11 protein-coding genes are annotated in these 13,070 nt (G+C 33.6%); 10 read left to right on the plus strand and 1 reads right to left on the minus strand.

The window, feature by feature from the left end; genetic code table 11:
- Window positions 1-10: 10 nt before the first annotated feature.
- The 7 genes from P3R27_RS03635 to P3R27_RS03665 are packed head-to-tail and all read left to right on the plus strand — an operon-like array spanning window position 11 to window position 8,176.
- A complete protein-coding gene (locus P3R27_RS03635) occupies window positions 11-1,033 on the plus strand; it encodes a nucleoside-diphosphate sugar epimerase/dehydratase (RefSeq protein ID WP_301357500.1) in 1,023 nt (340 codons plus the stop codon).
- Entirely contained in the window at window positions 1,030-2,139 is a 1,110-nt protein-coding gene (locus tag P3R27_RS03640) for a capsular polysaccharide biosynthesis protein CapF (RefSeq protein WP_301357501.1), read from the plus strand. Before P3R27_RS03635 ends, P3R27_RS03640 begins: the two co-directional genes overlap by 4 nt.
- Before the next feature lie 3 nt (window positions 2,140-2,142).
- Window positions 2,143-3,267: a non-hydrolyzing UDP-N-acetylglucosamine 2-epimerase gene (wecB, locus tag P3R27_RS03645; RefSeq protein ID WP_301357499.1), complete on the plus strand. Its 1,125-nt coding sequence runs from the start codon at window positions 2,143-2,145 to the stop codon at window positions 3,265-3,267.
- Window positions 3,264-4,400, plus strand: a complete 1,137-nt coding sequence (locus P3R27_RS03650) for a glycosyltransferase (protein WP_301390114.1) — start codon at window positions 3,264-3,266, stop codon at window positions 4,398-4,400. Before wecB ends, P3R27_RS03650 begins: the two co-directional genes overlap by 4 nt.
- 11 nt (window positions 4,401-4,411) lie before the next feature.
- Window positions 4,412-5,584 carry an O-antigen ligase family protein gene (locus tag P3R27_RS03655; RefSeq protein ID WP_301390115.1) on the plus strand — a complete coding sequence of 391 codons (1,173 nt, stop codon included), beginning with the start codon at window positions 4,412-4,414 and terminating at the stop codon, window positions 5,582-5,584.
- Window positions 5,585-5,586: 2 nt separating this feature from the next.
- Window positions 5,587-6,753, plus strand: a complete 1,167-nt coding sequence (locus P3R27_RS03660; protein WP_034687620.1) for a nucleotide sugar dehydrogenase — start codon at window positions 5,587-5,589, stop codon at window positions 6,751-6,753.
- Between the two features lie 4 nt (window positions 6,754-6,757).
- On the plus strand, window positions 6,758-8,176 hold the full coding sequence (locus P3R27_RS03665; RefSeq protein WP_271524038.1) for an oligosaccharide flippase family protein: 1,419 nt from the start codon (window positions 6,758-6,760) through the stop codon (window positions 8,174-8,176).
- 110 nt (window positions 8,177-8,286) lie between these two features.
- Here P3R27_RS03665 and P3R27_RS03670 read toward each other — a convergent pair whose 3' ends face one another.
- Window positions 8,287-8,988, minus strand: coding sequence for a Crp/Fnr family transcriptional regulator (locus P3R27_RS03670; protein WP_023519859.1), 702 nt, complete (start codon window positions 8,986-8,988; stop codon window positions 8,287-8,289).
- A 459-nt stretch (window positions 8,989-9,447) separates the two neighbouring features.
- On the opposite strand from P3R27_RS03670, the gene arcA reads away from it, so the two are divergent.
- From arcA to arcC, 3 genes are all read left to right on the plus strand, one after another.
- The gene (gene arcA / locus P3R27_RS03675) at window positions 9,448-10,677 is read left to right on the plus strand and encodes an arginine deiminase (RefSeq protein WP_062805084.1); all 1,230 of its coding nucleotides are present in this window, start codon (window positions 9,448-9,450) and stop codon (window positions 10,675-10,677) included.
- 105 nt (window positions 10,678-10,782) lie between these two features.
- Complete coding sequence (gene argF, locus P3R27_RS03680; RefSeq protein WP_126134159.1) at window positions 10,783-11,802, plus strand: ornithine carbamoyltransferase; 1,020 nt, start codon at window positions 10,783-10,785, stop codon at window positions 11,800-11,802.
- Window positions 11,803-11,915: 113 nt separating this feature from the next.
- On the plus strand, window positions 11,916-12,869 hold the full coding sequence (arcC, locus tag P3R27_RS03685) for a carbamate kinase (RefSeq protein WP_034687615.1): 954 nt from the start codon (window positions 11,916-11,918) through the stop codon (window positions 12,867-12,869).
- Window positions 12,870-13,070 lie beyond the last annotated feature (201 nt).

Below are 13,070 nucleotides of genomic sequence, written 5' to 3' on the forward strand. Positions count from 1 at the left end.
GTTTTGGAGGATGTTTAAAGACAAAGTATTATTAATCACCGGTGGAACTGGTTCTTTCGGGAACGCGGTGATGCGAAGATTCTTAGATTCTGATATTAAAGAAATACGTATTTTTTCTCGCGATGAAAAGAAACAAGACGACATGAGAAAGAAATACAATAATGATAAATTAAAATTTTATATTGGTGATGTTCGAGATATCAACAGTGTTAAAAACGCTATGTACGGAGTAGACTATGTTTTTCATGCTGCTGCGCTTAAACAAGTACCATCTTGTGAATTTTTCCCAATGGAAGCTGTAAAAACAAATATTATCGGAACGGATAATGTAGTTACAGCAGCTGTTGAGATGGGGATAAAAAAAGTGATTTGTCTTTCTACAGATAAAGCAGCTTATCCAATCAATGCCATGGGAATCTCTAAAGCAATGATGGAGAAAGTTTTCGTTTCTAAGGCGAAAACAGTAGCGGATGAACGAACAACGATCTGTGGGACTCGCTATGGAAATGTCATGGCTTCTCGTGGTTCGGTCATTCCACTATTTATTGAGCAAATCAAAGAGGGTAAGCCACTGACAGTAACTGATCCAGGAATGACTCGCTTTTTAATGAGTTTAGACGAAGCTGTTGAATTGGTCATTTTTGCATTTCAGAATGCCAAAGCTGGCGATATCATGGTTCAAAAATCACCTGCCTCAACTGTTGGGGATTTAGCTCAAGCAATCATTGAATTATTTAATGTAGATAACGAAGTCCATGTGATTGGAACGCGCCATGGCGAAAAGAGATATGAAACTTTGCTTACCAAAGAAGAGTATCTAGTTGCTAAAGATATGGGTGATTTTTATCGTGTGCCTGCGGATACGCGTGATTTGAATTACGATAAATACTTTTTTGAAGGTAGTAAAGAATTAACACAAGAAGGTGAGTACAATTCAGATAATACTCATCGATTATCAGTAGCAGAAATCAAAGAAAAGCTTCTTGAATTGGATTATGTAAAAAAAGAGTTGAAAGCGTGGCATACAAAATGAATATTTTAGTAACTGGAGCCAATGGATTTGTAGGTAAAAATTTGATTGCTGAATTAAAAAATGAAGGATATGAAAATGTTCTCAGTTTTGATATCGACACACCCAAAAATTTATTAGACGAATATTGCAAAAAAGCAGATTTTGTTTTTCATCTAGCAGGTGTGAATCGCCCGAAAGAAGAGGACGATTTCATGAAAGGTAACTTTGGATTTACTTCAGAGTTACTTGGAAAGCTAAAAGAATATCATAATACATGCCCCGTGATGATTTCTTCATCTATTCAAGCTTCTTTGGATAACTCTTACGGCAAGAGTAAAAAAGCTGGTGAAGACCTTTTAAAATCATATCATGAGGAAACAGGTGCACCAGTTTATATCTATCGCTTTTCAAATTTGTATGGTAAATGGTCACGTCCAAATTATAATACGGTAGTTGCTACTTTTTGTTACAAGATTGCTCGTGATGAAGAAGTAACAGTCAATGATCCTAATGCGATGATTGAATTGTGTTATATTGATGACGTAGTCAAGGAATTGATTTTTTGTTTAAATGATAAACCATATATGGAAAAAGGGTATTGCTCTGTTCGAGAAGTTGATCAAATCACTGTTGGCGAATTGAAAGAACTGATTATTTCTTTTAAAGAAAGTCGAGTGAGCTTAACTTTACCAGATTTTTCGAGAAGAATTGAAAAAAATCTTTACAGCACTTATTTAAGTTTTTTACCAGAAGACGAATTTTCATATTTTTTAAAAATGAATGTAGACGATCGTGGATCTTTTACAGAATTTTTAAGAACAAAAGATCGTGGCCAAGTATCAATTAATATTTCAAAACCAGGCATCACTAAGGGAAATCACTGGCATCATACAAAAAATGAAAAATTTTTAGTGGTAAATGGCGAAGGAGTCATTCGTTTCAGAAAAATAGATTCAGATGAAGTGATTGAATATTTTGTTTCTAGTGAAAAATTAGAAGTAGTGGATATCCCAGTTGGTTATACACACAATATTGAGAATCTAGGTAAATCAGATATGGTAACCGTCATGTGGGTCAATGAACCATTTGATCCAGAACAACCTGATACTTATTATGTGGAGGTTTAATGAATGAAAAAATTAAGAGTGATGACCGTTGTAGGTACTCGTCCAGAAATTATCCGATTATCTGCAGTAATCAATCGTTTAGAGACTTCAGAAGCGATTGAACACATATTAGTTCATACCGGTCAAAACTATGACTATGAATTAAATGAAGTATTTTTTGAAGATTTTAAATTAAGAAAACCAGATTACTTTTTGAACGCTGCAAATGGCACAGCAATTGAAACAGTAGGAAATATCTTAATCAAGATTGATCCCATCTTAGAGGAAGTAAAACCTGATGCTTTCCTAGTATTAGGTGATACAAACAGTTGTCTATGTGCAATCGCTGCGAAAAGAAGACATATTCCTATTTTTCATATGGAAGCTGGAAATCGCTGTTTTGACCAACGTGTGCCAGAAGAAACAAATCGAAAAATTGTAGATCACACAGCAGATATCAATCTAACTTATAGTGATATTGCAAGAGAATATCTTTTACGTGAAGGATTACCTGCCGATCGCATCATTAAAACTGGAAGTCCGATGTTTGAAGTACTTCATTCGAGAAAAGAGGATATTGAGAATTCTGACATCATTCAACGTTTTGGTCTGGAAAAAGGAAAATATTTTGTTGTTTCCGCCCATCGTGAAGAAAATATCAGTTCCGAAAACAACTTTATGAATTTAGTAGATAGTCTAAATACGATTGCTGAGAAATATCAGTTACCAATCATTGTAAGTACGCACCCTCGGACAATGAAAATGATTGAAGCTAAAGGAATCGAATTTCATCAATTGGTCCAAACAATGAAACCGATGGGATTCAATGACTACAATAAGTTACAGCTCAACGCCAAAGCAGTGTTAAGTGATAGTGGAACCATTAGTGAAGAAGCTTCTATCTTGAATTTTAAAGCATTGAATATCCGTCAAGCGCATGAACGCCCAGAGGCAATGGAAGAAGCAAGTGTGATGATGGTCGGACTGGAAAAAGAAAGAATTCTTAAAGGTCTAGAAGTGTTAGAAACACAAGAGAATGATACCTTGAGAAAGGTCTCAGATTATTCAATGCCAAATGTTTCAGAGAAAGTGTTACGAATTATTTTGTCTTATACCGATTATGTGAATCGGATGGTGTGGAAAAAATGAAAAGTAATATATTGATTTTAGCAGAAGGGTATTTTCCAGCACAAAACTATGGTGGACCTCCAGTAAGCATAAAAAATTTCTGTGAATTGTTAAAAGAAGACTTCAATTTTTACATTGTTACAAAAGATAATGATTTAAATCAACAAGAAAGATTGAATGGAATTGATGAAGGCTGGAATTCGAGATTTGAAGCACAGGTTCTATATCTGAGTAAAAAAGAAAATTGGATTAGCCGTATAAAAAATATAATTAAGAAGTTAAATCCAGATTTGATTTATATTAATAGTTTCTTTGATTATAAATTATTGAGTTCAATTTTCTTAACACCTAATAAGATTCCTATACTCATTGCTCCTAGAGGACAGTTGTTGAACGGAGCTATGAGCAATAAGAAATTAAAAAAAACAATATACTTACGGTTATTTAAATTATTCTATACGTTCCGAGAAAATGTATATTTCCAATCGACTAGCCAAGAAGAAGAAGAAGTATTAAAACACTTATTTTCACCGGATTCTATACTGACATTTACAAATATCCCTAGTAAAACAAACGAAGACAATAATGTAAGATTGAAGAAACCCAATAGTTTGCATTTAGTTTTTTTGTCCAGAATTGTGTCTAAAAAGAATTTGGATTATGCTATTGATATTTTAACTACACTCAATGAAGAAATATCTCTAGATATTTTTGGGCCAATTGAAGATAAGAAATATTGGAATCTTTGTGAAGATAAAATATCTAATCTACCAAAAAATATAAAAGTTAAGTATAAAGGTAATGTTAGACATGAAATGGTTGGAGCAATATTTAGTCAATATGATGCTTTTTTATTTCCAACGAAAAGTGAAAATTACGGACATGTGATTTCGGAATCTTTATTAAACGATTGTCCTGTCATAATTAGTGATAAGACGCCCTGGAATGATATTGAAAATGGGGAAGAAGGCTATGTATGTTCATTAGACAATGTTGAAGAATTTAGACGAGCGATTAAAGAATTGTATTATAAAGATGAAAAAGAACATTTATTAATGAAAAAGAAAATAAAAAATTATATGGAATCAAAAGTAGATTTTTCAAAATTTAAAAACGAAATATCTACTAAAATCGAAAAAATAATTAGAAAATAGGAGCTATTTTTATGGTGCTTAATGAAATAAAAAAAGATAAAATATTAATACTTTTACTTTTTCTCTTATTTTCGTCTTATATATTATCGTTTACTAAATTACCACAGTCTTCCATTTTTTACTTTCTAAAATTTGCTTTATCACTCATATTTATAGTGGTCTATATATTATTAAATAAAAGTAAAATAAAAATTAGTAAAGAAAACACTATTCTTTTCTCTACATTAGCTGTATTTTCAGGGATTCCCATTTTTTTTAACGCTACTATTTCTAATATAGTTAGTTTTATATTATTAGTAGTCATCTACCTCCCATTTATTTTTATTATTTTTCCTAATATAAATAAAGAACTAATGGAAAAAGTATTGAGTATAATGTATCTTTCTTTATTCCTATTTTTATTTTTACCTTCAATTTTTTTGTCATTTTTCAATGATAATTATTATTTGCAATCTAATAGATATAGATTTATATCATATTTTAATAATCCCAATGAGTTAGCGCAGTTTTGTTTAGTATTTTTTCTTCTCTCATTTTATTATGCATTCACGAGCAATACTCGTATAAATAGAAAAATAATTTCTTTACTTTTTTCTATAATTAGCGTTTATATAATTTATTTAACAGATAGTCGCGCTGTATTTCTTGCAGTTATAGTATTTGTTTTGTTTTATGTTATAACTTCTATTTTTCACTTTGAGAAAAAACAAAAAAGTTTAATGTTTTTAGTTATATTGATCATTATTATGCTCATATTGTTCTCTAATAACATTTTTGAAAGTAATAAAAACTTTTTGTCATATATAGATACATTATCGAGTCATAGATTAAGTATTTGGCAAGATATATTGAGTTATGATAATCTAATTTTTTTGTTTTTTGGAGGTTTTTTACAAACTCACCCTCAATATCAGGTTATAACAAACGCCTATGTAGAGTTATTTGGCAAATTTGGGCTAATCGGGTTAACTCTTTGGTGTGCATCTGTTATAAAATTTTTAACTAACAAAAATAAAACTACAAAATTTGATAAATACAAAACTGCAATAATTTTTACTTACCTATTATATTATTTATTTGAAAGTGGACTATCAAGTATCGTGAATATTTCAAGTTTCTTTTTCTGGTTTATGGTATCTACAGATCAATTATCTAATAAAAAATATTATGTAGAGGAGAATTAAATATGAATATCTCAGTATTCGGTTTAGGTTATGTTGGCCTAGCAAATGCACTACTTCTAAGCCAAAGCGTTGAAGTCAAAGCATATGATATTGTTAAAGATAAAATAGACCAGTTGAATCAAAGAATTTCTCCTATAGAGGATAAAGAAATTAGTGAATTTTTAATAAAGGATAATCTAAAAATTAATTTTATCAAAGACTTTGAAGAAGCTGTGATTTTCGGTGACTACTTAATTATTGCAACCCCAACAGATTACGATGAAAAAAAGAATTATTTTAACACTTCATCAGTTGAAAAAGTCATCGAACAAGCTTTAGCAATTCGAACGGATGCTACTTTTATAATCAAATCAACTGTTCCAGTAGGGTACACAGAAGAGTTAAAGAAAAAGTATGGAACGGAGCGGATAATATTCTCACCAGAATTTCTGCGTGAGGGTAAAGCCCTATACGATAACCTTCACCCATCAAGAATCGTGATTGGCGAAAACTCAGTTAGGGGACAAGAAATTGCTAATCTTTTTAAGAAAAATGCTCATGATAATGATGTCCCGATACTATTGACGAATTCAACAGAAGCGGAAGCAATCAAATTGTTCTCAAATACCTACTTAGCTTTAAGAGTTGCTTATTTCAATGAACTTGATACGTATGCTGAATCGAATGGTTTAGACAGTAAGCAAATTATCGAAGGTGTCGGACTAGATCCTAGAATTGGTTCACATTATAATAACCCATCATTTGGCTATGGAGGGTATTGTTTACCAAAGGATACTAAGCAATTACGTGCAAATTATAGTGGTGTCCCAAGTAATTTGATTGGTGCAATCGTTGATGCAAATGCGACGAGAAAAGATTTTATCACTGAACAAATTTTAGCTAGAAGTCCCAAAGTTGTAGGGATTTATCGCTTGACTATGAAAGCTGCTTCAGATAATTTTCGTTATTCTTCAATTCAAGGAGTAATGAAAAGACTGAAGGCGAGAGGTATTTCTGTTATTGTTTATGAACCTACTGTAGATGAGAAGGAATTTTCAGGGTTTCCGGTGATACCTGAACTAGCAGATTTTAAAAATCTAAGTGATGTAATCATCTCCAATCGATTTGATGAAGAATTGAATGACGTTGAAGAAAAAGTTTATACTAGAGATATTTTTAGAAGGGATTGATTGAGTGAAAAACATAGCTCGTAATTTCATTTATCAATCCATCTTCCAGATAATGAAAATAGTTATTCCAATTATAACCATACCTATAGTTTCTATGGCGTTAGGTCCTGCTGGAATAGGGATCTTCAACTATACCAATTCAATTGCACAATATTTTGTACTAGTTGCTAGCTTAGGTGTGGCTATGTATGGGAACAGAGAAATCGCACTTGCGTATAATCGACAAGAGGACATTTCTAAATTATTTTGGGAAATTGTTGTATTTAAAGCGATATTGACATTAGCAGTATTTTTTATCTACATTGCTGTTGTCAGTTTCTTACCTAACAGTAATTATTTTTATTTTCAAAGTTTAACCATTTTAGCAGTGCTTTTTGATATATCATGGTTCTTTATGGGAATTGAAGATTTTAAGTTAACTAGTGTATCAAGTTTATTCGTTCAAATAATTACTTTTGTGTTGATACTGCTTTTTATTAAAGATTCAAATGATGTAGGTATCTATATTTTGATCCAAACAGCTGGTATATTTGTTTCACAAGTGTTAGTTTGGTTCTTTATCAAACCTTATATAACATTTCAAAAAATAAATCTAAAAAAAAGTTTTAGTCACATCAAAGGCTCGTTTGAATTCTTTATACCCCAAGTAGCGATTACCTTATATACGAATTTAAATAAGACCTTATTAGGATTATTCATAGGGGCTTCAGCAGTTGGATTTTATACAAACTCACTCACATTAAATACAGTCTTTATAACAATCATCACTACACTTGATATTGTTTTACTTCCACATATGAGTGGTTTGTTTGCTAAAAAAAATGTTGAGCGAATTGTAGAGCTGATGGATAAAACGATTGATTTACAGTTGTTTTTTAGTTTACCGATTATGTTTGGGATGTTAACTGTATATGATAAGCTTGTTCCATGGTTTTTTGGGGAAAAGTTCTTATTTATTAATAATGTTATCCCGTTTTTTACTCCTTTAATAGTAATTATTCCGCTAGGTATGGCTGTTTCAAGACAGTACCTTATTCCTATAGGTAAAGTTAGAGAATATAATAAATCTGTGATTATTGGTGCAGGTATAAACATTATCAGTAATCTAATCTTACTACCAACTGTTGGTTTTTTTGGAGTTGTCATTTCTAATTTATTGGCTGAATTCTTTGTTACTGCAGTAAGAGTGCGTTCGTTTCTCAAATCTACTAACTTTTCTTTTAATTTTCGGCGAATAAGTATTTATTTTATTTCAGCACTTGCAATGATGATGATTACCAGAATATTGACTAATTCTATGCAAGCAAGTTTAATCACTAATATCGTCCAAGGTTTGATTGCTATTACCCTGTATTTTATCTTTACAGTAGTAATGAGAACAAATCCTATTGTTTCATTTATTCAAGAGAGAAGAAGTAAGTGAATGATTTACTTACTTCTTTTTTATTTATCAAAAAATGAGCCAAAGGTAGTGGATATCTTCCAATACCTTTGGCTCATTTATTAATATTTATAGCAGAGGATGGCAAAGAATCACTCCCGCCATCCCGGCGTCACTGCCTCCTTACAAAACGTGAACCGCTTCTTGTCATAATTCACCAAGCCGGAATCTTTCAGCTGTTTGATCACCTGTCCGGCGGTTTCACGAGTGGTCCCGCTATTGACTGCTAGTTCTTTCAACGTGATGGGATAGGGGATCGATATATGACCGTCTTCTGTAGGGATTCCTAATTCTTCTTTTAAAACAAATAAGTTTTGTTTCACTCGGTCAAATGCACTGGAGGTCAAGCCGATTTGGATGCGTAGTTCGTGCATCTGAACAACTTTTCCTAACTTCTGGATCATGTAAATCAATTGATTGGGGTTGTTTTTGACGATTTTTTCATAACAAGCTACAGGAAAATAAAAAGTCTCGATATCTGTCATGGCTTGTGCTGTATACGTATAAGGTTCTTCTTCAAAAATACCAGACATTGGAAAGAGATTATTGGCTGTGACATAATCATAGTAGTAATAAGTAGCACTTTCGTCATAACGCTCTAAACGGATCAATCCTTCTGTTAAGACATAGAAACGTTGCCGCTCATCTCCTTCATCAAAAAGCACTTGTCCTTTCTTATATGAACGTAGGACAGTCTGCTCTTTGATTTCTTCAAATTCCTCATCAGTAAAGTGTTCAAAATCAGGTTGATATCTGAGTTTAGAAAAATGATAATCAATTTTATTTACACGCATGAACATCCCTGCTTCCTATAATTCTCTCCTTCTATTGTGACTTCTTTTATTTCTTTTGTAAAGCCATAATACATTCCGAGAAAAGCTATATTTTGTAAAATATTAATTGCGTTTGTTATTATGTAGGATTTATACAGAACAGATGAATATAATTTGATGACTGATTATAAAAGTGTATAAAAAACAAATAATATACATAAAGTAAACGCTAACAACATTAATTTAAATGGGATTTAAAAATATACAGAAAAATTTTTTTAATGAATAAAAATTTTTTTAAGAGAGTTTTCAGTATAAAAAAAAGAGAAATTATTAATAAAAGATGCAAAAATGTGTAATTATTTAATTATGCTTTAATAATGAGAGATTCTTCTCTTTTTAAATGCGAGAAAAGCATGAAAGTGATTACAAAAGCAGTTTATTCTAAGTATGTAATCAAAACGAAGGAGGCAACACAACATGGATAAACCGATTCACGTTTTCTCTGAGATAGGAAAGTTAAAGACAGTATTATTAAAACGACCTGGTCAAGAAGTGGAAAATCTAACGCCTGATATTATGGATCGTTTGTTGTTCGACGACATTCCGTATCTACCGATTGCACAAGCTGAGCATGATGAATTTGCACAAGTGCTCCAAAGTGAAGGCGCTGAAACATTATATTTAGAAAAATTAGCGGCTGAAGCAATCGATGCAGGTAATGTCAAAGAGGAATTTTTAAATAAAATGTTAGATGAATCTTTTATTGCATCTAATGCTGTTAGAGATGGTCTTCATGAGTTCCTTCTATCAATGGAAACTCAAGATATGGTAGATAAGATCATGGCGGGTGTCCGTACAAAAGATATCGATGTGAAATCACGTAGTTTATACGATTTATCATCTGATGACGACTATCCTTTCTACATGGATCCAATGCCAAACCTATACTTTACAAGGGACCCTTCCGCATCAATGGGGAATGGGATGACAATCAATAAAATGGCATTTGAAGCACGTCGTCGTGAGTCAATGTTCACAGAATACATTTTGAACCACCACCCACGTTTTGCAAATAAAGGGGTTGACGTATGGTTGGATCGCGAAAATCCAGATCATATCGAAGGTGGGGATGAATTGATCCTTAGTGACACAGTTGTCGCTGTTGGTATCTCACAACGAACAAATGCAAAAGCAATCGAGCGTTTAGCACGTCACTTATTTGCGAAAAATGCAGGATTTGAAAAAGTCTTGGCAATCAAGATCCCGAATAATCGTGCTATGATGCATTTAGATACAGTATTTACTATGGTTGATCATGATAAATTCACAATCCATCCAGCGATCCAAAGTAAAGAAGGAAAAATGGACGTCTTTACAATTGAACAAGCTGGCGATGATATCAAAATTTCTCATTCAGATGATTTACAAGAGTCATTGAAATCAGTTTTAGGGTTAGATGATCTTGTATTGATCCCAACAGGTAATGGCGATGCGATCGTTGCACCTCGTGAACAATGGAATGATGGCTCAAACACATTAGCGATTGCTCCAGGGGTTGTAGTTACTTACAATCGTAACTATGTATCAAACGAATTATTGAGAAGCTACGGCATCAAAGTCTTGGAAATCACATCAAGTGAATTGTCACGCGGTCGTGGTGGCCCTCGTTGCATGAGCCAACCATTAGTTCGTGAAGATTTAAAATAGTTTATTCCTGATGGCAGTCACTGTCAGCTGCCATCGGATTTCCTCTTAATACCAAGTGCTTTATGTACTATCAAATAGAATACAATTTTAAAGGAGAATGTTCATATGAAAGAATCAGTATTTCAAGGAAGAAGTTTATTAGCAGAAAAAGATTTTACAAAGGAAGAGTTACAATATTTGATCGACTTTTCTCAACACTTGAAAGATTTGAAAAAACGTGGCATCCCACATCATTACTTAGAAGGAAAAAACATTGCATTACTATTTGAAAAAACATCAACACGTACACGTGCAGCATTTACAACTGCAGCAATCGATCTTGGTGCGCATCCAGAGTATTTAGGTGCAAATGACATCCAATTAGGTAAAAAAGAATCGACTGAAGATACAGCGAAAGTATTAGGTAGTATGTTTGACGGCATCGAGTTCCGTGGTTTCAGCCAAAAAATGGTGGAGGAGTTAGCTGAATTCTCAGGCGTACCTGTATGGAATGGTTTAACTGATGAATGGCATCCAACTCAAATGATCGCTGACTTCTTAACGATCCAAGAAAACTTCGGTAAAGTAGAAGGCATCACAGTTGCTTATTGTGGCGATGGACGTAACAACATGGCTAACTCATTGTTAGTAACAGGTGCGATCTTAGGAACAAACATGCGTATCGTTGCACCAAAAGAATTACAACCTGAAGAAGAAATCGTGAAAATGGCTGAAGAGTTTGCAGCGAAATCAGGTGCACAATTAATGATTACTGACGATGTTGCTAAAGGGGTAGACGGAGTAGACGTTCTTTATTCAGACGTTTGGGTATCAATGGGTGAAGAGGATAAATTCGAAGAACGTATCAAATTATTGAAACCTTACCAAATCAATATGGATATGATCGAAAAAACAAACAACACAGATCGTTTGATCTTCTTACACTGCTTACCAGCATTCCATGATACGAAGACAGTTTACGGTGAACAAATGAAAGAACGCTTTGGTATCACTGAAATGGAAGTAACAGACGAAGTATTCCGCAGTAAATATGCACGTCAATTTGAGCAAGCAGAAAATCGTATGCACTCAATCAAAGCAATCATGGCAGCAACACTAGGAAACTTATTCATTCCTCGTGTGTAACAACTAACAAGTAAGTAATCAAAACGAGTCAGCGTGGGGATCGTTCGAGAGGAACGCTGGCTTGTTTTGTCATCGTTAAAATTCAGAATGTTCTGAAAGAAAGGGAGATAAACATGGCAAATAGAAAAGTAGTCGTTGCATTGGGCGGAAACGCAATTTTATCAACAGATGCAAGTGCAAAAGCGCAACAAGACGCGTTGATGGAAACAGCAAAATACTTAGTGAAATTCATTGAACAAGGAGATGAACTAATCATCTCACACGGGAACGGGCCACAAGTTGGGAACTTGTTGATCCAACAGCAAGCAGCTGATTCCGAAAAAACGCCTGCTATGCCATTAGATACTTGTGTGGCAATGACGGAAGGTTCCATTGGCTACTGGTTACAAAATGCGATGGGCGAAGTGTTGAAGGAAAAAGGAATCGATAAAGATGTCGTTTCTTTAGTGACACAAGTCATCGTTGATGAAAATGATCCATCGTTCAAAAATCCAAGCAAACCAGTTGGACCGTTCTATACAGAAGAAGAAGCGAACGATCAGATGAAAGCAGACTCTTCCGTTACATTCAAAGAAGATGCTGGTCGTGGCTGGCGTAAGGTTGTTGCTTCGCCAAAACCAATCTCAATCAAAGAAGCTCGTGTGATCCAAACATTAGTCGAACAAGGCGTGATCACGATTTCTGTAGGTGGCGGTGGTATTCCAGTAGTGGAAACTGCGACTGGTCTTGACGGAAAAGAAGCTGTTATCGATAAAGATTTTGCTTCTGAAAAATTAGCAGAGATCATTGGTGCAGATCTATTGATCGTGTTGACTGGTGTCGATAATGTCTACGTAAATTATCAAAAACCAGATCAAAAGAAATTAGAAACAGTTGGTGTTTCAGAAATGAGACAGTATATTGCTGAAAACCAATTTGCTCCAGGAAGCATGTTGCCAAAAGTGGAAGCAGCGATTGCCTTTGTTGAGGCTCGTCCTACTGGGAAAGCAATTATTACTTCCTTAGAAAATATTGAAAATCTATTAGCTTCAGAAGAAGGAACAATCATTGTTGCTGATGAAGCGTAAGAAACTTTTTATCGTTTTACCATGACCATGTGTATAAAATGTCCAGTTGGTTTTTAATCTCCTTTAGACCTCCTGGACATTTTAGCTTATTGTTGAAGGTCAGCTTTTCGAACACCGTTTATTTATGAAGAAAACTCTAGCCAGGAGATGGGATATCTGCTATAATTCAAATCAAGTTAAATAAGAGCAACGTTTGCTGAA

This window comes from Enterococcus spodopteracolus (genome assembly GCF_030441955.1).
Lineage (GTDB): Bacteria > Bacillota > Bacilli > Lactobacillales > Enterococcaceae > Enterococcus_B > Enterococcus_B spodopteracolus.